A 23,042-nucleotide genomic window follows, 5' to 3' on the forward strand; every position below is an offset into this window, starting at 1 on the left:
AATAGCACTCTTAAAAAATTTTATTTTGCAAATTCTATAGTTATAATCTGTGATAAAAATCTAACTTAGTTTTTATTAAAAGTAATTGTAACTTTAAATAAATCTCCATCTATATCTATCTTCATTTTACCACCTTGTAGCTCTACAAAACTTTTTGCTATTGCTAGACCAAGTCCAGAACCTTCTGTATTACGTGATTTATCTCCTCTTACAAATCTCTCCATTATATCATCTACACTAAAATCAATTTCAGTTGCTGACATATTTTTAAGCATGATATTTACTTGTCTATCTGTTTCTAAAATATCAACATATACTCTTGAATTTGGCATTGCGTATTTACTTATATTTATTATAAGATTCTCAAATACTCTAAATGTGCGTTGACTATCTAATGGTAATATTATTTTTTCACTTGAAAAATTATTTCTTACCTTCAGTGATGACTCTGCTATTTTATCATCTAATTCCAGTAATGTCTGTTTCATTAGAGATATAATATCTACATTTACTATATTTAAATGCACATCTCCACTATTTACCTTGCTCACTTCAAATAAATCTTCTATTAAGTGTTGTAGTCTTTGTGACTTTCTATCCAATGTATCAATATATATTTTACGATTTTCATCTGTTATATTTTCATCCTTTAGTAAATCTATATAAGTGATTATAGATGTCAAAGGTGTTTTTAAGTCATGTGATACATTTGATATAAGCTCTGTTTTCATCTTTTGACTTTTAACTTCTTCATCGACAGCTTTTTTAAATCCAGATTGAATATTTCCAAGCTCATCTTTGATAGGATTAAAGAACCCTAAATCATCTTCCATATTTACTTCTAAATTTCCATCTGAAATTTTCTTTGTAACATCTAAAAGTTGATTGTATTCACATATTGTTTTCTTAGAGTAGTCTGACAATAACTTAAATAAAACTACTGAGTAAATTAATGCAAGTATTATTCCAAAGAACCACATACTACACATTATAACTATAATTAATAAGTTTACTGATAGAATTATAGCTATAGTTTTATTTGGCTTTTCTTTTAAATTTGTCATTCTAACTTGATTAATAACTACCTTACTTGATTTTTTAAACCATTTTAAAAACATTCCTGTCAAAGTATTTTTTACAAAGTATTCTTTTATTCCAAAGTTTAAAATATGTTTTAAAAGTGCTATAAATACAAATATTATTGAGAAGACTACAAACCAATAAATTAAATTCATTGAGCTTACTAATATATTTGCCATTTTACTACTTATATCATTATTTATTAGATACTTTACATAATTTCCATTCAATGTGTTACTTATTATACCAGTAGGATATAAATCTACAATACCCTGTATAATAGCAATAGCAATAAAAAGTATCTCTAATGGTATTCTTGTGATTATCTCAAACCCTAATAACTCTTTAAATTTTCTATATGGAAATACTACAGCTACAATTACAACTATAGATACTATGATTTTTATAATCATTGCAGAAATCTTATAATACGAATTATTCTCTACATTATTTATATATCCACTTATATCATCACTACTATAAATCATTCCATAATCATTATATGAGCTATATGAACTGTCTTGGCTTATTACTTTAGGTACAGCATATACTAATGTTTTATTTTTTATTGGAGATAATTTATATGAGATTGAATTCCCACCTAAATCTGTATCCATCAAATCTTCTCTAGATTTAGATAATAACATTTGGCTGATAATGTTTTGATTTACTCCATAAGAGTCTACAATATTTACTTTTCCATCTTTATCAAAATTCATTACAAGATAAAATCTATAATTTGCTTTTATATTTTTAATCTTTTCTTGTCTTTCTTCATCATTCATAGTTGTATCTTGAGGCTGATTTTTATCAGACTCTTCTTTTGATACATCATTTTTTGTTGTATCAAGTGCTTTTAATTCTTTATTTTCATTAAAAAGCTCAAAGTTATTTTCTTTATCAACTAAATAATATTTTAAATTTTTACTTGAATTATTAATAAAAGATTCCCATTCATCAAAGTTTTCATTAAAATCTGCATTAATACTATCATCAGAATAATAGTTCTCTGAACCTTCATATGTGCTTTTTTCTTTACTAGCATTTTTTATATAATTTATAGTTTCTTCACTTAAAAAAAGCTTCGAAGGTTGTATCATCTTACCTTCTTGTTCTTCTTTCATATTGTGATATAAAACATAACTTCCTTTATATATGTCATCTACAAATCCTTCTTGCTCAAATGGATTTTTAGCTCCACCTTTAGCAGCTGCCTGTATAGTTGGATATTGACTAATCATACCTAATGATGCTGATAACATAAGTATAAAAACTATCACACTAATTATATATTTTTCCTTAAATTTTTTCAATTTTGTATCCAACACCCCACACCACCTTTAAATATTTTGGATTTTTTGGGTCGATTTCTATCTTCTCCCTTATATTTCTAACATGCACCATGACTGTATCTGTATTTACAGCATTTTCATTCCAAACTCTTTCATATATTTCGTCTGCAGAAAAGACCCTTCCTGCATTTCTCATAAGTAAACTTAATATCTTAAATTCTATAGGAGTTGTTTTTATATAATTTCCATCAATACTAACTTCTTTTGTATTTTCATTTAATTCTAATCCACCTATTACAAATACACCTTCATTACTTTCTGAACTTTCTTCTTTATTTTTTATCATATTTAGATACTTAGTATATCTTCTAAGTTGAGAATTAACTCTAGCCAATAACTCTAATGGCTTAAAGGGTTTTGTTACATAATCATCCGCGCCTATGTTAAGCCCCATTATTTTATCAACTTCTTCTGATTTTGCAGATAACATTATCACTGGAAAATTATGATTTTCTCTAAGCTTCATTGTAAGCGTTATTCCATCCATTTGAGGCATCATTATATCAACTATAGCTAAGTGTATTTCTTGGCTTTCTATAATTTTAAGACCTTCCAATCCATTGTAACCTTTAAAAACATTATACCCTTGATTTAAAAGGTATATTTCTATAGCATCTGCTATTTCCTTTTCATCTTCTACCACCAAAATATTATATGAATTCATTTTAATCTCCTTTATATCAATTAATTTATAAACTACCTTTACATATATGATTATACAATATGATAGAAGTTTTTCCATTTTTTTATAAATTTATAGTGGTCTATTCTAATTATTTATCTTTAATGTCCATTTCAGAACCCTCCCTTTAATTTAACTTCAATACTGTTTTACCTTATTTATATATCTAATATTAAAGCTAAAAACTTAAGATATTATAGATACTTTTCTAAAGATTTTCTAAAGATTTAAATTTACTTGTTTTAATATACACAAAAAAAGTAGGCCTTATTGTATTAATTAAATCAACAACCTGAAATATAAATTTAATATCAATAAAATCTACTTTTTAATTTTTGCATATTTATTTTTAATTTATTTATTTTTTATAAAAATTTTTGTTTTTATTTTATAAATGTACATATGTCTTCTACTGGTTTTTTAGATGGACTTCTTAAGTTATCTTCTGGTACTCCAAGTGCCAACATTGCTCCCAAGAAATATTCGCCTTTTTCAAATCCTGTTTCTTTCTCTAAAACAGCTTCTATCTCATCTGCTGCATAGTTCTGGCTTGTCAACCAACAAGAACCATACCCAAGTTCAATTGCTGATAATGTAAAGTTTTCAATTGCTGCTCCTAAACTTTGCATGCCTGGATTTCTTACAAACAACTTATCTATAGTCTCTTTAGGTGCATTTATAAGTTCTAACTCATAATAGCCAGATGGATTGTATACCTTTGTAAAAACTAATACCAAAACTGGAGCTTTTAAATAAAATAAAGTAAAGTTTGGCACAAATTTTCTAAATCTATTAGCTTTTTCTACTGATATTTTATCCATCTCTACAAGTATTTCTTGCTGTTTTTTAGTTATCACATCTGCTATCTTTTCCATTAAATCACGACGCTTTATAACTACAAAATGCCAGTTTTGAATGTTTTTACCTGATGGAGCTGCCCCTGCAGCTTTTACCATTTTCAAAATATCTTCATCTAAAACATCTTGTTCTTTAAATTTTCTTACACTTTGTCTTTTGTAAATAGTATCTTGTAATTCCATTTTAAGTCCCCCTGTAGATTATTTTTGTTATTTAAAAACAAACTTTATACTTCTCTTATTTTAATATATCATGTTCTAACAAATCTTTAAATGACTCTATAGAATAATCATATTCATCCACATTTCCAAAACCATATTTTGCATATACAAAAGGAATCCCAGCAAATTTAGCACTATTTGCATCCCCTTGAGTGTCTCCAATATAGATTGGGTTAGTTAGTTTATTTCTATCAATTATGAGTTTATTATTTTCACCTTTATGCAATCCAGTATTGCCAGGACACTCAAAATCTATAAAGTACTTTTCTAGCTTGTGTGCTTTTAAAAAAGATTCTATATATCCTTTTTGACAATTACTTACTATAAATAATTTATATTTTTCAGATAATTTCTCAAGAGTATTTTCTATATCTTCAAATAATTTACCTCCATGTTCAGATAAGTAATCACATTCTCCTGCAGAACATTCATCTAATAGATTCATTCTTTGTTCTTCATCTAAATCTGGAAATAAACGCTTTGCTATTTCATCAAATGAAAGACCCATAACACTTCTAAATAATTCTACTGTAACATTTAAACCTATATCCTCACGTTTATCTAAGACCTCTTGCCATACCTTACATACTCCTTCAGTTGAATCCCATAGAGTTCCATCTAAATCGAAAATAATACTGTCTATCACAAAAAATCCCCCTTGCGTCAAAAGTTATTATATATTTATAATTATATACTAAAAAGCAGATACAATTATAAATATATTTTACTTGATTGTATCTGCTCTGTAATATAAAATCAATTATTAAAGTCCATTTTTATAAATTTCTAACTACAAGTACACATCCTTGCTCTACTTTAATTTTACAAGAATTCCCTAACATAACATTGGATATTCCAATAGGTACTGAATACTTCATATAATAATCATCCAAAGGATATTCTAAACCAGTAAGTGTTACTCCTTTAGCATCTCCTTTTACAGCTATTACAGAAATAGTATCTCCTTTGTTTCCAAACAAGGTAAATTCTTCATTTTCAACTATATACATCTCTTCTTTATCTGAGAGTATCCTAGAATATATTCCATCTTCTTTTAAATAATATAATAGCTTTATATTTGCAAGGGTATGGTCAATTCTTCCACCTAAGGCACCAAAAAAATCAATATGGTTAGCTTTAATAGTTTTAGCTAAAAAGAGACATAGCTCTGTATCAGTTTCATCCTTTTTAGATGGAAATTTTTCAAATTTAACACCTTGATTTATATAGAAATTTATCTTCTCTTCTTCTACTGAATCTAAATCTCCTAAGATATAATCTGGTATTATATCCATTTTATAGGTGTGATTTGCGCCTCCATCTGCACATATTATGCAGTCATAACATTCTTTAAGTATAATATCTCTTGTAATTTTATAGTCTTCAATTTCACCATTTAAAACAATACAGATTTTCATACCTAAGTCTAAACTAATTCTTCAAGAGAAGCATTCTTTCTAAATAAATTAACTGTTTCTTGAATGTCATCACTTCCAAATATTGCAGAGCCTGCTACTATTACGTTAGCTCCTGCTTGTACAACTTCAGCTACATTTTTAGGACTTATACCACCATCAACTTCTATATCAATATTTAATCCTTTACTATTTATAAGTGTTTTTAACTCTTTAATTTTATCTAGCACACAAGGTATGAATGATTGTCCTCCAAATCCAGGATTAACAGACATTAAAAGCACCATATCTAAATCAGATAGTACATGTTTAATAGTATCTATTGGTGTTGCTGGATTAAGTACTACACCTGCCTTTATTCCATGTGATTTTATATTTTGTATAGTTCTATGTAGATGTGTACAAGCTTCCTGATGAACAGTTATTATATCACATCCTGCTTTTACGAAATCTTCAATATATTGGTCTGGATTTTCTATCATAAGATGAGCATCAAATACCATATTTATATTCTCTTTTTTTAAACTTTTAACTACAAGTGGTCCTAGTGTAATATTTGGTACAAAATGTCCATCCATTACATCGATATGAAGATATTCACATCCTGCACTTTCCACTTTTCTTACATCCTCTAATAATTTTGCAAAATCTGCTGATAATATTGATGGTGCTAATTTAATCATGTTTCTAATACCTCCTACTGTTATTTTGTCTTATTTCATTTAGTAGCTGTATATAACTATCATATCTTTCTTTAGATATTTCTCCATTTGCAACAGCTTCTTTTATAGCACAATTAGGTTCATTTTCATGAATACATTTTGAACCAAACTTACAATCATTAAATTTATCAAATTCTATAAAATAATCTTTAAGTTCAACTTCTTCTATGTCTTCAAGTGCAAGTGAACTAAAACCTGGTGTATCTGCAACCATTCCACCAAACTCTAACTTTAAAAGTTCAGCATGACGAGTGGTATGTTTTCCTCTTTTGATTTTATCACTTACTACACCTGTTTGCAGTTTAAAATTTTCATCTATTTCATTTAATAAGCTTGATTTTCCAACTCCAGATGGTCCTGCAAATACTACTACATTTTCTTTTAATTCATCTTTTACTTTATCTATATTTAACTTAGTGACATTGCTTACAGGAATAACCTTATATCCACTAAGCTCGTATATATTTTTAACATGCTCTAATATGTTATCATCATCTAAATCTGCTTTTGTAAGGATTATTACAGTTTCTAAATTTTCTTTTTCTGCCAAAACTATAAATCTATCTAAAAGAGATAAGTTTGGTTTAGGATTTTTTATTGCAAATACTATTAGTGCCTTATCTACATTTGCTATAGGTGGTCTTATAAGTTCTGTATCTCTACTATCTATTTCTTCCACAATTCCCTTTTTTTCATCTTCATCAACAACACTTATTTTAACTCTGTCACCAACTAAAGGTGTTACTTTTTGCTTTCTAAATATACCTCTAGCCTTACATTCATAAAGACCTTTCTCTGTATCTACATAATAAAATCCACTAATCCCTTTTATAATTTTTCCTTCTAGCATCAAATACCTCCCTTTATAAAATTATATAAACATATGCTGTTTATGAGTAGTATATAGTGTTATTCTTTCCTATTTTTATATAATACCACATTTTTTTTAAATAACAAATCCTCCGTTTGGACTAATTACCTGACCAGTAATAAAACTTGATTTATCAGATGCTAAAAAAATAGCACAATTTGCTATATCTTCTGGTGTTCCTAATCTCATTAAAGGAGTTTCCTCTACAAGAGCATCTATCTCATCTTCATTATATTCAGATAACATATCTGTATTAATAACTCCTGGTGCTATGCTATTTACTCTAATATTTGATGGAGCAACTTCTTTAGCTAATGCCTTTGTCATTCCTATTATACCTGCTTTTGATACAGAATAATGTACCTCACAAGAAGCACCTGATATACCCCAAATTGAAGATATATTAATTATGTTTCCTTTTTTTTCTGATATCATGTATTTTAAAGCAATTTGTGAACAATAAAAACTTCCTTTTAAGTTAATATTCATCATATTATCCCAATCTTCATCAGTTATATCTGTAAATAACTTATCTTGACTTATACCAGCATTATTTATAAGTACATCCAATCCTCCAAACTCCTTTATGCAATAATCTATCATATTTTCAACTTCTTCTCTATTTGAAATATTAGCTTTAAATAATTTTACAGAAAAACCTTTTTCATTTAATACAGTGTATAGTTCTTTAGCCTCATTTTCTGATTTATTAAAGTTTATCAATACATTATACCCATCTTTTGCAAATGTTTTAGATATTGCTCTTCCAATTCCTCTAGAGCCTCCTGTGACCAAAACTGTTTTATTATTTTTATTCATAAATATTTATCTCCCTTATAATTAATCTAATATTTTATACAAAACAAACTGCCCCTTTAAAGAAAATAATTTCTATAAAAGGACAGCTTTTTATTTTTAGCTAATATTTATTCTGATTTGCCAATATTTCCACCAGTTCCTGATGGAGTTTCTCCAGTATTTCCTGAGTTTGAACCTCCTGAGTTATCTCCACTATTTCCTGAGTTTGAGCCTCCTGAATTATCTCCATTATTTCCTGAGTTTCCTCCACTATTTCCTGAGTTATCTCCACTATTTCCTGAATTATCTCCATTATTTCCTGAATTACCTCCGTTATTTCCTGAGTTTGAACCTCCTGAGCTTCCTCCACTATTTCCTGAGTTTGAACCTCCTGAATTTCCTCCACTATTTCCTGAGTTTGAACCAGGTGTTGTTGTATCATCCTCGTTTGGTGTTGTTGGAGTCTTATTTGGTGTTGTTGGCGTTGGCGTATTTGATTTTTCTGGGCCTTTGCTAACATATAGGTCTATTTCATCACCTTCTTGAACACTTGATGAACCAGAACTAGGGCTCTGACTTAAAACTGTACCTTCTTTATATACTGAACTATATTCGTACTTGACAGTACCAACTTTCAATTTATTTTCCTCTATAACTTTTTTTGCATTAGTTAAAGTAATACCTACTACATTGGGAACTGAAGCTTCATTTGCACCTTTACTTACAACGACATTTATAGTGTCACCTTTTTTAATATTTGTACTTCCACCTTCAGGTGTTTGCGATATTATACAATTTTTGTCAACCTCACTGCTATACTCTTCACTTTTTACACTTAAGGACAATCCTTCTTTTTCAACTTCACTTTGTGCTTCCTCTAATGTCATATTCACAAGATTAGGAACAGTTAAATCTTTACTACCAAATCCTCCAGCAAATAAAAATTTATATGCTAAGAATACTTGTGCACATAAGATTACTATCAAAACTGCTGCGACTACCTTTAGTCTTTTTCTAGCTTTAGGACTTTCTTGTTTTTTCTTCTTTTTCTTAGCCCTCTTACTTTGAGTATTCTTAGGTTTTTGATTCTTTTTAGCTCTCATTATCTCTTCCTCATCTTCATCTTCTTCATAAAAATCATCATCTTCATCTAAATCAGCAACTTCTATAGGTTTAACTACTTTTTCTGGAACTGGCTTTGCAAGTACTGGATTTACAGCTTTACTAATTTCTTTTTCATCAATTTTCTTCGTTGCAAAATCATCATATTCCTTTATAAAATCTAAGTCAATATTTTTTTCTATATAATCTATATCTTCTATTAACTCTTCAGCAGTTTGGTATCTATCTGCACTAGATTTTTCTGTAAGCTTTTTTATTGTAGTTCTTACACTTTGAGGAATCCTAACTTTTTCTTCTGATGTAAAATCTATATCATCATTAATATGTTGAAGTGCGATAGAAATTGGACTATCTCCTCTAAATGGTACTTTTCCTATCAGCATTTCATATAAAACTATACCTAAAGAATACAAGTCTGCATTATTAGTTACAAACTTTCCTTTAGCTTGCTCTGGTGAAAAATAGTGTACTGAACCTATTATACTACCAATATTAGTCATTGTTGAATTTGAGACAGCTTTGGCTATACCAAAATCAGCTACTTTTACTACTCTTCCTTCATTGGATATGAGAATATTATGAGGTTTTATATCTCTATGTATAATCCCCTTTTTATGTGCAGCACTAAGTGCCATAGCTATTTGTTTTGTTATATCTAGTGCAGTATATTCGTCTAATATCCCTTCATCCTGTATAATTTCCTTTAAATTTTTTCCATCTACAAATTCCATTACAATGTAGTGAACTTTTCCATCTTCCCCAACATCATATACATTTACTATATTTGGATGTGAAAGGCTTGCTACTGCTTCTGCTTCTCTTTTAAATTTTGTTAAAAATTCATCATCATCTACAAATTCAGGTCTGAGTACTTTAAGTGCAACAGTCCTGTTTAATAATCTGTCTTTAGCCTCATATACAAAGGCCATTCCTCCATCACCAATCTTCCTGATGATTTCATATCTATTTCCTAAAATTGTATCTCCCACAATATCACCGTCCTAATTATACTTTTATTACTATCACCGAAACATTATCTTTACCAGAAACATCATTGGCCATGCTTATCAATTCATCACTTATATCACTAATTCTCTCATATTCATAATCTAATATTAAACTTCTTATATCTTCGTCATAAATAAACCCGGTTAATCCATCTGTTGCAAGAAGTATTATATCACTTTTTTTGATTTCCTTCTTAAAAATATCTACAACAACCATATCATCTGTTCCAATTGCTCTAGTTATTCTATTTCTCTGTGGATGTCTTCTCGCTTCTTCTTCTGTAATAACATGAGCCATCATAAGTTCTTCAACCACAGAATGGTCTATAGTTATTTTATCAAATTTTTCATCTGTTAACAAATAACATCTGCTATCTCCAACATTTGCCACATACAAGACATTATTATACACTATCGCTGTAACTAATGTAGTTCCCATTCCTTCAAATGCTATATCTTCCATAGATTTCTTGTGCACAATTGAGTTTACATTATTATAAGCCTGTTTTAGTATATCATCTATATAGTCTATTTTTACATTATCATGCTGTAATAAGTTTTCTTTTAGAAAATCAATTATATTTTCTACTGCTAACTTACTGGCGACTTCCCCTTTTTTATGTCCACCCATTCCATCAGCTATGGCAAATATTCCTATTGGACCATGTTCTGTATCTATAACTTCTCCCTCACAATAGTCTTCATTGTTTTTTCTTACTTTTCCTATATGGGAGGCACAACTATAAACCATACGACTTCCTCCTTACATATTACTTGTATTTTCTTCTCAATTGGCCACAAGCTCCACTAATATCAGAACCCATAGACATTCTAACTGTAGCAGGTATATTGTTTTTCTCTAAACTATCTCTAAACTTATAAATAAATGCCTTGTCTGGCTTTTCATATTCTCTTTCTTCAACCTTATTTATTGGTATTAAATTTACATGGCATAGCATACCTTTTAAAAGCTTTGCTAGTGCCTTTGCCTCATTTTCTGAGTCATTTACACCTTTTATAAGAGAGTATTCAAATGTAACCCTTCTATTTGTCTTTTTTATATAATATCTACATGCATCTAGTATTTCTTTAATAGAATAGGCATTTGCTACAGGCATAATCTTTCTTCTTTCTTCATCATATGGTGAATGAAGTGATAAAGCCAAATTTATAGCTATTTTCAAATCAGCCAACTCGTACATTTTTGGCACTATCCCACAAGTTGAAAGAGTTATATGTCTATACCCTATATTAAGACCATTTTTTTCATTAATTATTTTTAAAAATTGTTTTGTATTTTCAAAATTGTCAAGTGGTTCACCACTTCCCATTAAGACAAGATTTGATACTCTTTTGCCAGTATCTTCTTGAATCTTAATAACTTGGTCTAAAATCTCCCATGGTTCTAAATTTCTAATCAGTCCATCCATTGTAGATGCACAGAAGTTACATCCCATTCTACATCCTACTTGATTAGAAACACAAACAGTAACCCTACTGTCATAATCCATCATCACAGTTTCTATTATATTTCCATCATCTAATAAAAACAAATATTTTTTTGTCCCATCTACCTTAGATTCTAACTTTAATTCTATATCTATATGACCTATACATGAAACTTCTTCTAATTTATTTCTCAAACTTTTTGGTATATTATTCATGTCATCGAAAGTTTTTGCACCTTTATATATCCAAGAAAATATTTGGCTCCCTCTAAAAGGTTTTTCATCTATAGTTTTCATAAATTCCTTGAGTTCATCTTCAGTCAAGTTTTTTAATACTATTTTTTTCTCTTCCATTCTATTCACTACCTTATTCTCTTTAATTTTGCTATAAAAAAACCATCTATACCATGAATATTGGGATATATTTTTAAATATCCTTTATCTTGCTTGTCTAAATCTACATTTATTGTATCAATTGGAGTCAATTCAAAATTATTGTTTTCTTCAATAAAAGAATTAATTATATTTATGTTTTCCATATCTTGAACTGTACATGTACTATATACTAAAGTTCCTCCAATTTTAACATACTTTGATGCATTTTCTAATATTTTCTTTTGTATAGAAGTAATATCTTCTAACTCTTCTTCTTTCTTGTATTTAATTTCTGGTTTACGTCTTATTATACCAAGGCCAGAACAAGGAACATCTGCTAAAACATAATCAAATTTATTTATGCTATTTTCATCAATTTCAGAAGCATCAAATCCTTCTACACATACATTTTTAAGACCAAGTCTATTTACAGTAACTTTTATAAGCTTTAGTTTATGCTCAAAAATATCTCTAGCTATTACTTGACCTGTATTATTCATTAAAGTGGCTAAGTGAGTAGATTTTCCACCAGGAGCACTACATACATCCAAAATCAATGAATCTTCCTTTGGATTAATTACTTTCCCTACTATCATAGAACTTATATCTTGAATTGTAAATAAACCAGCCTTAAATAACTCATTATTTTCTATATTTTTTAATTTTTCGACTTTTATAGCTTCTTCCACCATAGGGACTTTCAAACACATAATACCCTCTTGATTTAATTTTTCAATAAGCTCTTCTCTGCTGATTTTAAGTGTATTTGTTCTTATATAAATACTAGGCTTTTCATTGTTTGCTTCTAATAAATCTTCAGTAAATTCTTGTCCAAAATTATCTATCCAATTTTTTATAATCCAAGAGTTGTAAGAATACTTTATAGATAAGTATTTTACACTATCTTCCTCAGTTATGTCCATTATAGTATCTTTATTTCTTATTTCATTTCTAAGAATAGCATTTATAAAACCAGAAGATTTTTTATCATATTTTTTAGATAATTTTACAGTTTCATTAACTGCTGCATAATCTGATATACTATTTAAAAATAAAATTTGATATGTTCCCATTCTTAAAAAGATTTTAACATAAGTTGACATTTTTTTTACTTTTATTTTTGAAAGTTTATTAATTATATAATCTAAGTAATATTTATTTTCTACTACTCCATAGATTAACTCTGTTGCAAGTCCTCTATCCATGTCGCTTATTTCTAAGTTTTTAAAATGCTTATTTATTGCAATATTTGAATAGTTATTATTTTTCTCTATATCGCATAATACTTTAAATCCAATTTCTCTTGCATCCATATAAATTTCTCCCTTTTATTAAACATAAAAAAGGGTTGTTTCTAAACAACCCACTTTATTTTTAGTCATCTCTTCTTTGAGCTATTAGTAACAATCTAAGTAATTGAAGTATTGAAACTAGTGCTGCTGCAACATATGTTAAGGCTGCTGCTGAAAGCACTTTTCTACTTTGTCTTACCTCACCCTCATCTATAATACCTAGATTTCCAAGTTGAACAATTGCTCTACTAGAAGCATTAAATTCTACAGGCAATGTTATTATTTGGAATAATACTGAAGCTGAAAACAATAATATCCCAATTTTTAGAAATGGTCCAGCCATAATAAATCCTAGAAATATTAAAAACCAAGAAATGCTTGAAGCAAAGTTTACTACTGGCACCAAACTACTTCTTATTTGAAGAGGTGCATAACCTTTAGCATGTTGCATTGCATGACCACATTCATGTGCAGCTACTGCAACAGAAGTTATTGATGTTCCATAATATACATCCTCTGATAATCTTACAGTTTTTCTTCTTGGGTCATAGTGGTCACTTAAATGCCCTCTAACCATTTCTATCCTTACATCATACAAACCATTTGAATCAAGTACTCTTCTTGCTGTCTGTTCTCCAGTATATCCTCTACGTGTATTTACTCTTAAATACTTATTTGTTGTTGAGCTCACTTTAAATTGAGCATATGCAGTGAATAATATAGCTGGAATTAATATAATCATCGTTGGGTCAAATCCCCAAAAACCGCCATATACAGGGTACATAAATAACACTCTCCTAAAATATATTTTTATTATACATCCTCTTTAATATTCACATAACTTAAAAACAGTTTAATTACAAGCTAATATACTTTTCCTGTTAAAAAACTTATAGCTTTTTTAATATCCACTATATCTACATTAGTATTTATACAAGGTCCATTAGGTCTTTTGTTAAATACCCCTAAAACAGGAATTTTTTTAATGTCTTGTATTCCAGATGTTAAATCTCTCTCACATGCAACAGCTATAACAGCTTTAGGTTTATTGTCAATTATAATTTTTCTAGCTAGAGTCCCTCCTGTAGCTACAAATACTTTTACTTTAACACTTTTATTTAGCTCAGCTAATTCTCCTATATTGCATTTTCCACATTTCTTACAATTATCTATATCATTAGTAACTTTTAGTTTGCAACTATTCTCTTGAATACAATGAGGTATTAAAATTATTATATCCTCTGGATTAAAATTATATTTATTACTGTATATATATTCATTATTTAACTTTATATATATCCTTCTAATTTCACTTTTTGACATACCAAATGATGATGCAATAAAAGATATAATGGGAAATAATACACTAACAATTTTAAAATTTATTTTCATTATATTTGAGTTAACATTTTTTCCTTTAATTACTCTATACGTAACTATTGTTGAGCATAGTATTATAAGTATTAGTGATATTACTACAGTATTTATTCCTAAGGAAAATATTTGAGTCAAACTAATTATAAAAAAGTTTGTAACTCCCATTAAAATCCCTAATATTAAGACTAAAATACCAACACTTGTTAAATACTTTTTTATATCTGTCATACTTTTCACCTAACTCAATACTACACCAATTTCTATAGTATTTCCTTTTATATATTCTCCAACCAGCATTCTCTTCTTATTTGGCATCTGAATTTCTTCAATTAAAAGTACCTTATCTTTAGTACTTACTTTTATGCCATCTTTATTTACCTCAATTATTGTACCTGCATCTTTGGTACTTTCTTCCTCTAATACTTTAGTTTTCCAAATTTTCATTGTTACACCATTATAAGTAGTATAAGCACTTGGCCATGGATTTACACCTCTAACTAGATTGTGTATTTCCTTAGCATTTTTTGAAAAGTCTATATTACCTAGTGATTTATTCATTATTGGTGCATAAGAAAATTCCTCATGATTTTGTACTTCTCTTGGGGCAGTACCTTCTTCTATCAACTTTAATGTTTCTTTTAAAGTTTCTGCTCCTATATTCATCATTTTATCATGAAGTTCTCCTGCTGTTATATTTTCATCAAGATTTACTTCTGTCTTTAATATCATATCTCCAGTGTCTAAGCCTTCATCCATATACATAGTTGTAACACCAGTTTTTTCTTCGCCATTGATTATTACCCAATTTATAGGTGCCGCACCTCTATATTTTGGAAGTAAAGAAACATGTACATTTATACATCCAAACTTAGGAATTTCTAATATTTCTTTTGGAAGTATCTGCCCAAAAGCCACTACTACCATTACATCTGGATTTAAAGATTTCATTGTGTCTATAAAATCTTTGTCTCTAGCTTTAATTGGTTGATATACAGGTATATTATTTTCAATTGCAAGCTCTTTTACTGGACTCATGCCAAGTTTTTTACCTCTTCCTTTTGGTTTATCTGGCTGAGTTACAACTCCTAGTATTTCATACTTTTCATCTATTATTTTTTGTAAACAAGGAACTGCTATATCAGGAGTTCCCATAAATACTATATTCATCAAATCAACCCCTACTATTTTTCTATTTTATCAACAAATAGTATTCCATCTAGATGGTCTATTTCATGACAAAATGCTCTAGCTAAAAGTTCTTCCCCTTCTAACTCTATTGTTTCTCCATTTCTATTTAAAGCTCTAACTTTTACATAGTTTGGTCTTCTAACCTCTCCAGATTCTCCAACAACACTTAAACAACCTTCATCATCTATTTGTTCTCCAGATGTTTCTATTATTTCTGGATTTATAAGTTCTATAAGTTCTTCTCCAATATCAATTACTACCACTCTTTTTAAAATTCCAACTTGAGGTGCAGCCAGTCCAACACCATCTGCATCGTACATAGTTTCTGCCATATCGTCTAACAATTGTATTATTTTTGCATCAATTTTTTCAACTTTTTTTGATTTCTTTCTTAGTACTGGTTCTCCTATTTGAACTATTTGTCTTAAAGCCATTACACTTCCTCCTAAATTTATAATACACTATTTGGATTAATATCTATAGATACATTAATATTCTTATCAAATATCAAATCTCGTTTTGTTATACATATATATTTTATTATACCCTTTAAGAGATTAATTTCAATATTTTCATCTTTAAAGAGTATCTGCCATCTATAATTTTGATTTATTTTTGATATTGAGCATGGATTGGGTCCTAATATAAACTCTAAGTCATTTATACTCCTTTTTTCTAATAAATAAATCAAAGATGCATGCATATTTTTTATATTTTTTATAACTAATCTTTCATCTTCGCCACTAACAACTACACTTAACATGTTATTAAAAGGAGAATATCCAAATGCCCTTCTTATCTTTATCTCATCTTCATAAAAACCTTCATAATTGTACTCTATGGCATGTTTAATAGCATAATGCTCAGTATCATATGTTTGAAGTACTACTTTACCTTCTTTATCTGCTCTTCCTGCCCTTCCAGAAACTTGAGTTATCAACTGAAAGGTTGTTTCAAAACTTTTAAAATCAGGAAAATTTAGTATCATGTCTGCTGATAAAATGCCTACCAAAGTTACATTGTCAAAATCCAATCCTTTACTTAACATCTGCGTTCCTATCAATACATCTGCTTCTTTATCTTTGAACTTATTTAGTATTTCCTCTAATGAACCCTTTTTTGAGGTTGTATCTTTATCCATTCGCAAAGTTTTTATATTTGGAAAAATACATTTTAACTCTTCCTCGATTTTTTGAGTTCCTACTCCAAATGGCTTGACATAATGACTTCCACATTCTGGACATTCTTTTGGAATTTCTCTTTCATATCCACAATAATGGCATCTTCCAATATTACTTTTTTTATGATATGTCAAAGATATATCGCAATTTTCACATTGAAACACATAACCACACTTTCTACATGATACAAAATTTGCATAACCTCTTCTATTTAAAAATAGTATTACCTGACTATTTTCTTCAATCGCCCAACTTATTTCTCTTTGAAGTTTTAAGCTAAATATACTTCTATTACCTCTATCTAATTCATCTTTCATGTCTACAACTTCAATATTTGGAAGTGGTTTATTGTTTGCTCTATTTTTTATATTTATAAGTTTATATTCACCAGTTTTTGCTCTATAATACTCTTCAATTGAAGGTGTTGCTGAACCTAAAATAAGAGTTAGATTATTTTTTAATGCCATAAATCTAGCTACTTCTATAGCGTTAAACTTAGGATTTTTTTCAGACTTATATGATGACTCATGAAATTCATCAATTATTATCAATCCTAAAGAATTAAAAGGAGCAAATAGTGCTGACCTAGCACCAATTAAAACTCTTATCTTTCCAGCTTTAACAGCTTTATAAACATCGTGTTTTTCTCCTTCAGATAGTTTACTGTGAAACACTCCAACTAAATCCCCAAACCTACTCTTTAATCTATCTATAGTTTGGGGAGTTAATGCTATCTCAGGAACCAAAAATATACTATCTAAACCTTGGCTTAATGCAAATTCTATTATTTCCATATAAACTTCAGTCTTTCCACTTCCAGTTATACCATGAATTAAATATGGCTTTTTATCATCTATAAACATACTTGAATTTATCTCATCAACCGCTTGTTGTTGCTCATTGTTTAATTTTATACTTTTTGATATAGATTTGTAAATACTTTTTGGCTCTCTATAATAATCTTTAAATTCTAAAGTTACTAACTCTTTCTTACTTAAAGAATTTATACTCTGCTTTGAAGCATTTAATAAATCCAATAAATCATTTATCTCTACATTTTCATTGTTTTTAAGAAAATTTAATATCTCTTTTTGCTTGCTTCCTATGCTTATTTTATTTTGTTCTATATAATCATCAATTTTATCATTTTCTAAACCCAAAGATACATAGCATACTTTCTTCTCATTTTTATGATTTTTGTATTCCCAGCATAATTTTATAATTCCATTTTTATTCATTGTATATAGAGAATTATTTAGATTCGGTATATATTTTAACTTATCAACCTTAATTTTTCCTTTACTCTCAACTACTTTTTCTACTATCTCTTTATTTTTATCACTCAGCTTCGATATCTTTTCATCTAATTCAATCTCACTTAATCCATTTAGCTTTTCACCTAGTAAAACTACTTTGTAATTATTTAGTTTATATCCTTTTGGATATATCAAATTTATACACTCTATATAAGTACACAAATATCTATTTTTCATCCAGTAAACCAACTCTAAATCTTCTTCTCTAAATATTGGATTTTCATCTAATATATCTATGATTTCTTTAGTCTTTATTTTTTCATCTAAATTATCTGTAAGTTGAAATACAAAGGCTTCTGTTGGTTTATTACCTCTTCCAAATGGCACTAATATTCTATGCCCAACACTTATAACTTCCTCTAAAAATACAGGAATTTGATATGTAAATAAATTGTCTGTGTATATAGTATTACTTCTAACTATTACCTTTGCATATTTTTTCATTGTAAAACCCCTACTTAAAATTAATCTACTGCTCATATTTTAACACATTTTATAATATATCAAAAAATCTCAGCATACCTAAAAAGTTTCAAGTTATTACTAATATTAGATATATCTTAATAATTAACTATTAATCATATTTTATACTTTATGGCAAAATAAATGCTGAAAACCACAATTTAACTGACATTTGCGAGTTTTTACTCGCTAAAAGTAAATTGTAGCTTTCAGCCACTTTAGCTGTGATAAAATACACAAATATCATATTTAAAAAAGTTCTTATTTCTCAAGTAACACTTTAATCTTATTTAAGATAACATTAGCTACTTCTTCCTTTTTCATTTTAGGGTACTCAGTAATATTTCCTTCTGTATCTATTATTTTTACAATATTAGTATCAGTTCTAAAACCAGCTCCCTCTTTAGTTAAATCATTTGCCACAATAAAATCTAAATTTTTCTTTTCAATTTTTCCTTTGGCATGTTCTATTAGGTCGTTAGTTTCAGCAGCAAATCCAACTAATATCCTATCTTCCTTTATTTTTCCTATTTCATAAGCAATGTCATAATTCCTACTTAATTCTATTGATAAATCATCATTATTCTTTTTAATCTTTTTGTCAGAATAAGTTTTTGGCTTATAATCTGCAACTGCTGCACTTTGAATTACTATTTTATTTTCGTTTAAATTTGATACTACTGCCTCATACAAATCTTGTGCTGATTCTATTTGTACAAATTTTTTAAGGTTTTGTGGAATAGAGAGATTTGTAGGACCTGATATTAATGTTACATCAGCACCTCTAGATATAGCCTCTTTAGCTATAGAATATCCCATTTTACCAGAAGACCTATTAGTTAAATACCTTACTGGGTCTATACTTTCTACAGTTGGTCCAGCTGTAACTATTATACTTTGACCTTTTAAATCTTGCTCTTTCGTAAGATTAGCTAAAACTGCCTCTACTATTACATCTGATTTAGCTAGTTTTCCTGCTCCAATATCTCCACATGCAAGTCTTCCACTTTCTGGTTCTATAAATTTATATCCAAATTCCTCTAAAGTTTTTATATTTTTTTGGACAATTGTATTTTCATACATATTAGTATTCATAGCTGGTGCTATTAAAACTTGTGCTTTTGTTGCCATAACAGTAGTTGTTAGCATATCATCAGCTATACCATTTGCAATTTTTCCTATAAAATTTGCACTTGCTGGTACTATTAAAAACAAATCTGCTTTTTTCGCTAATGATATATGTTCAACTTCCCAAGATTTTGGTTCTTCAAACATATCCTCTACTACATAATTTTGACTTAGTGATTGAAGTGTAAGTGGTCTAACAAATTCTGTTGCTGATTTTGTCATTATAACATGGATATTTGCATTTAACTTTTTTAATTTACTTACAACATCACAAGCCTTGTATGCAGCTATTCCGCCGCTTATGCCAATTACAACAGTCTTATTTTTTAGCATTACCTTACTCCTCTTCTGAAATTTGTTGGTGTTGCTCAGCGTAGTGTCTAGCTTCTTCTATCTCTATTTCTTCTTCTGTTAATAATCTATATGTTATCTTTCCACTTGCAACTTCTTTAGTAGCTACACATACAGGCTTTTCTTTATCTTTGTTTGGAACATATGGCTCTTCTCCATCAATTAATTTTCTTGCTCTCTTTGAAACAGTCCCTACTAAATAATATCTGTTGTCTATTTTTTCTAGTACCTCATTGATAGATGGTTTTAACATAATTATAATTCCTCCTTGAATTTCTCTATTATAATATTTTTATATCTGCTAACTTTATTCTTTTCAGATGATATTATACCTTCTATTTCTTTAGCAGATATTTTTACATCTTCATTAAATATAAAATAATCATAATCCTTAATCATTTTTATTTCTTCATATGCACAACTAAATCTCTTTTCTATTTCTTCTTCTGTCTCTGTACCTCTTCCAACAATCCTATTTTTTAATTCTTTAAGTGATGGAGGTAGGACAAATATAAATACGCCTTCTGGACAAACCTCTTTTATTTGTTTTGCTCCTTGCATTTCAATTTCTAGTAGCACATCCTGTCCTTTTTCTAAACATTCCATTATTGCTGCTTTTGGAGTTCCATAAAAATTATCATAAATTTGAGCATACTCCAAAAACTCACCTTTTCCTATCATATCTTCAAACTTTTCTTTACTTATGAAGAAATAATTTACTCCATCAACTTCTCCTGCTCTTGGTTTTCTTGTAGTAGCTGATACAGAAAGTTTTATTGTATCATTCTCTCTAAGTAGTTCTTTGCAAATAGTACCTTTTCCTGCACCTGATGGACCTGATACAACTAGCAATAATCCTTTTTTTGTAAACATTTAAATATTCCCCTTCTAATATTGTATTCTTACTCTATATTTTGTATTTGTTCTCTTATTTTTTCTAACTCACTTTTCACTTCTACTACTAAATTAGTTATATTTATATCAGATGATTTTGAACCTATTGTATTAGTTTCTCTGTTCATCTCTTGTATTAAGAAATCAATTTTTCTACCTATAGAATCGTCTTTAAATATAGTTTTTTTAAGCTGACCAATATGACTTTTAAATCTAACTATCTCTTCTGTTATACTACTTTTATCTGCATATATTGCAACTTCTTGTGCTAACCTATTTTCATCTATTATACTTGGGTCTTCTAGCATTTCACTTATTCTTGAATTTAGTTTTTCTCTATAGTCTTCTACAACACTATTTGAATGTTTTTCAATTTCTTCTATATGATTTTTTAATAAGTCACATCTCATTGTAATATCTTCAGCTAGTTTTTTACCTTCTTCACTTCTCATTTCTCTTAGTTTTATCATTGCATCTTCTACAGCTTGATTCAACATCGACCATAATAAATCTTCATCTTCATCTTTTTCTTCTATTTTTATAATATCAGGAAATCTTGCAACATTCATAACACTAATATCATCTATAATATCAAATTTGTTTTTTATTTCTTTTAATATATCTATATATTGAGATGCTAATCCTTCATCGAAATTTAAGTTTACATCTTCTTTGCCTAGTAAGTCAAATTTTATGTATAAATCAACTCTTCCTCTTTTTACATAGTTTTTTACTAAATTTCTAACTTTATCCTCTAAAAATGAAATTTTTCTTGGAAGACGTATATTTATATCTGAATATTTATGATTTATTGTTTTACATTCTACTAAAAAATAATAGTTGTCGTCTTTGTATTCTCCTCTTCCAAAACCAGTCATACTTATAGCCATTACCTAAACCTCCAAAACACCTTCACATATTTTTACTGCTGGACCTGTCATATAAGAAAAATCTCCTATATCTATACGTACTGTTCCTCCTTGAGAAGTCACATTTACACTATTTTCTACCATATTAAGTAGATTACATACTATTGCTGATGCAGTCATACCTGTTCCACACCCTAAAGTATATCCACAACCTCTTTCCCAAGTATAGACATGTATATTATACTTATCTTCTACTTTTACAAAATTTACATTCGTTTTTTTAGGAAATATTTTATTATTTTCAATCTCTTTTCCATATTTACAAACTTCATCTACATTTAATTCATCCACTATAACCACAGTGTGAGGAACCCCCATCAACATAGATGTAATCTTAAACTCTTTATCTAAAACTTTTATATTTTCTTGTACAAAATGTTCTTTATCAGTTAACACAGGAACATCTTTAGCTAAAAAACTTCCTTTTCCCATATTAACTTTTATAGTATTTATTTCTCCATTTATAGTGTTTATTTTTATATTTTTTATACCATCTAGTGTATCTACTGTAAAGTTTTCTTTTTTAACTATGCCATTATCATAAACAAACTTACAAAAACATCTAAGTCCATTTCCACACATAGCTGCTCTTGAACCATCAGAATTATAATACACCATTTCTACATCTGCAATTTCTGAATTTTTCACAACTAGTAACCCATCCGCTCCTACAGAAAATCTTCTATGGCATACTTTTTTTGCTAAAACAGTATAATTTGATGAATCTATTTGGTCAAATCTTCCATCTATTGCAATAAAATCATTGCCTATTCCATGTAGTTTCCAAAATTTCATAAGTATCGCTCCTTTGTAAATTAACACTTAAACTATTATAACATAAAAAAATTCCCATAAACTTATAATTTATGGGAAAAGTTTTGTAATGACAACTATAATTTGAGGATGTGAGGGAGAGTTGCCATTACAATTAGGGTAATTATATTATGTTTTTAAGCTAGTTCTTTCTATGTTT

The 23,042-nt window shown here is 28.5% G+C and carries 22 protein-coding genes; all 22 read right to left on the reverse strand.

Annotation, left to right across the window (positions count from 1 at the left end; genetic code table 11):
* Window positions 1-65 precede the first annotated feature (65 nt).
* Window positions 66-2,408, reverse strand: a complete 2,343-nt coding sequence (locus tag KGF41_RS01765; RefSeq protein ID WP_227856293.1) for a sensor histidine kinase — start codon at window positions 2,406-2,408, stop codon at window positions 66-68.
* The gene (locus KGF41_RS01770; RefSeq protein WP_227828127.1) at window positions 2,380-3,096 is read right to left on the reverse strand and encodes a response regulator transcription factor; all 717 of its coding nucleotides are present in this window, start codon (window positions 3,094-3,096) and stop codon (window positions 2,380-2,382) included. Before KGF41_RS01770 ends, KGF41_RS01765 begins: the two co-directional genes overlap by 29 nt.
* A 401-nt stretch (window positions 3,097-3,497) precedes the next feature.
* Window positions 3,498-4,154, reverse strand: coding sequence for a nitroreductase family protein (locus KGF41_RS01775; RefSeq protein ID WP_227828126.1), 657 nt, complete (start codon window positions 4,152-4,154; stop codon window positions 3,498-3,500).
* A 55-nt stretch (window positions 4,155-4,209) separates the two neighbouring features.
* Window positions 4,210-4,839 carry an HAD family hydrolase gene (locus tag KGF41_RS01780; RefSeq protein ID WP_227828125.1) on the reverse strand — a complete coding sequence of 210 codons (630 nt, stop codon included), beginning with the start codon at window positions 4,837-4,839 and terminating at the stop codon, window positions 4,210-4,212.
* A gap of 130 nt (window positions 4,840-4,969) precedes the next feature.
* Window positions 4,970-5,611 carry a thiamine diphosphokinase gene (locus tag KGF41_RS01785; protein ID WP_227828124.1) on the reverse strand — a complete coding sequence of 214 codons (642 nt, stop codon included), beginning with the start codon at window positions 5,609-5,611 and terminating at the stop codon, window positions 4,970-4,972.
* A gap of 8 nt (window positions 5,612-5,619) precedes the next feature.
* A complete protein-coding gene (gene rpe, locus KGF41_RS01790; RefSeq protein ID WP_227856294.1) occupies window positions 5,620-6,291 on the reverse strand; it encodes a ribulose-phosphate 3-epimerase in 672 nt (223 codons plus the stop codon).
* A 4-nt stretch (window positions 6,292-6,295) separates the two neighbouring features.
* Window positions 6,296-7,180 (reverse strand): ribosome small subunit-dependent GTPase A, encoded by an 885-nt coding sequence (rsgA, locus tag KGF41_RS01795; RefSeq protein ID WP_227828122.1) that lies wholly within the window; start codon window positions 7,178-7,180, stop codon window positions 6,296-6,298.
* Window positions 7,181-7,276: 96 nt separating this feature from the next.
* Complete coding sequence (gene ymfI, locus KGF41_RS01800; RefSeq protein WP_227828121.1) at window positions 7,277-8,020, reverse strand: elongation factor P 5-aminopentanone reductase; 744 nt, start codon at window positions 8,018-8,020, stop codon at window positions 7,277-7,279.
* Window positions 8,021-8,127: 107 nt separating this feature from the next.
* Window positions 8,128-10,110 carry a Stk1 family PASTA domain-containing Ser/Thr kinase gene (gene pknB, locus KGF41_RS01805; protein ID WP_227828120.1) on the reverse strand — a complete coding sequence of 661 codons (1,983 nt, stop codon included), beginning with the start codon at window positions 10,108-10,110 and terminating at the stop codon, window positions 8,128-8,130.
* Between the two features lie 16 nt (window positions 10,111-10,126).
* Window positions 10,127-10,879 carry a Stp1/IreP family PP2C-type Ser/Thr phosphatase gene (locus tag KGF41_RS01810; RefSeq protein WP_227432480.1) on the reverse strand — a complete coding sequence of 251 codons (753 nt, stop codon included), beginning with the start codon at window positions 10,877-10,879 and terminating at the stop codon, window positions 10,127-10,129.
* A 19-nt stretch (window positions 10,880-10,898) separates the two neighbouring features.
* Window positions 10,899-11,930: a 23S rRNA (adenine(2503)-C(2))-methyltransferase RlmN gene (rlmN, locus tag KGF41_RS01815; RefSeq protein ID WP_227828119.1), complete on the reverse strand. Its 1,032-nt coding sequence runs from the start codon at window positions 11,928-11,930 to the stop codon at window positions 10,899-10,901.
* Window positions 11,931-11,938: 8 nt separating this feature from the next.
* Entirely contained in the window at window positions 11,939-13,264 is a 1,326-nt protein-coding gene (rsmB, locus tag KGF41_RS01820) for a 16S rRNA (cytosine(967)-C(5))-methyltransferase RsmB (protein WP_227828118.1), read from the reverse strand.
* Between the two features lie 61 nt (window positions 13,265-13,325).
* Window positions 13,326-14,027 carry a zinc metallopeptidase gene (locus tag KGF41_RS01825; RefSeq protein ID WP_227432477.1) on the reverse strand — a complete coding sequence of 234 codons (702 nt, stop codon included), beginning with the start codon at window positions 14,025-14,027 and terminating at the stop codon, window positions 13,326-13,328.
* An 80-nt stretch (window positions 14,028-14,107) separates the two neighbouring features.
* Window positions 14,108-14,848 carry a DUF116 domain-containing protein gene (locus KGF41_RS01830; protein ID WP_227828117.1) on the reverse strand — a complete coding sequence of 247 codons (741 nt, stop codon included), beginning with the start codon at window positions 14,846-14,848 and terminating at the stop codon, window positions 14,108-14,110.
* A gap of 9 nt (window positions 14,849-14,857) precedes the next feature.
* Window positions 14,858-15,787 (reverse strand): methionyl-tRNA formyltransferase, encoded by a 930-nt coding sequence (gene fmt, locus KGF41_RS01835; RefSeq protein ID WP_227828116.1) that lies wholly within the window; start codon window positions 15,785-15,787, stop codon window positions 14,858-14,860.
* Between the two features lie 14 nt (window positions 15,788-15,801).
* A complete protein-coding gene (gene def / locus KGF41_RS01840) occupies window positions 15,802-16,242 on the reverse strand; it encodes a peptide deformylase (RefSeq protein ID WP_227828115.1) in 441 nt (146 codons plus the stop codon).
* 17 nt (window positions 16,243-16,259) lie between these two features.
* A complete protein-coding gene (priA, locus tag KGF41_RS01845) occupies window positions 16,260-18,749 on the reverse strand; it encodes a primosomal protein N' (RefSeq protein ID WP_227856295.1) in 2,490 nt (829 codons plus the stop codon).
* A gap of 279 nt (window positions 18,750-19,028) precedes the next feature.
* On the reverse strand, window positions 19,029-20,228 hold the full coding sequence (gene coaBC / locus KGF41_RS01850) for a bifunctional phosphopantothenoylcysteine decarboxylase/phosphopantothenate--cysteine ligase CoaBC (protein WP_227828113.1): 1,200 nt from the start codon (window positions 20,226-20,228) through the stop codon (window positions 19,029-19,031).
* 4 nt (window positions 20,229-20,232) lie between these two features.
* Window positions 20,233-20,499, reverse strand: a complete 267-nt coding sequence (gene rpoZ, locus KGF41_RS01855) for a DNA-directed RNA polymerase subunit omega (protein ID WP_227828112.1) — start codon at window positions 20,497-20,499, stop codon at window positions 20,233-20,235.
* A gap of 2 nt (window positions 20,500-20,501) precedes the next feature.
* Window positions 20,502-21,119 carry a guanylate kinase gene (gene gmk, locus KGF41_RS01860; RefSeq protein WP_227828111.1) on the reverse strand — a complete coding sequence of 206 codons (618 nt, stop codon included), beginning with the start codon at window positions 21,117-21,119 and terminating at the stop codon, window positions 20,502-20,504.
* A gap of 29 nt (window positions 21,120-21,148) precedes the next feature.
* Complete coding sequence (locus KGF41_RS01865) at window positions 21,149-22,030, reverse strand: YicC/YloC family endoribonuclease (RefSeq protein ID WP_227828110.1); 882 nt, start codon at window positions 22,028-22,030, stop codon at window positions 21,149-21,151.
* Window positions 22,031-22,033: 3 nt separating this feature from the next.
* Window positions 22,034-22,864: a diaminopimelate epimerase gene (dapF, locus tag KGF41_RS01870; RefSeq protein WP_227828109.1), complete on the reverse strand. Its 831-nt coding sequence runs from the start codon at window positions 22,862-22,864 to the stop codon at window positions 22,034-22,036.
* Window positions 22,865-23,042: the final 178 nt, after the last annotated feature.

The sequence above is a fragment of the Clostridioides sp. ZZV14-6150 genome (genome assembly GCF_020657875.1).
Taxonomy (GTDB): domain Bacteria; phylum Bacillota; class Clostridia; order Peptostreptococcales; family Peptostreptococcaceae; genus Clostridioides.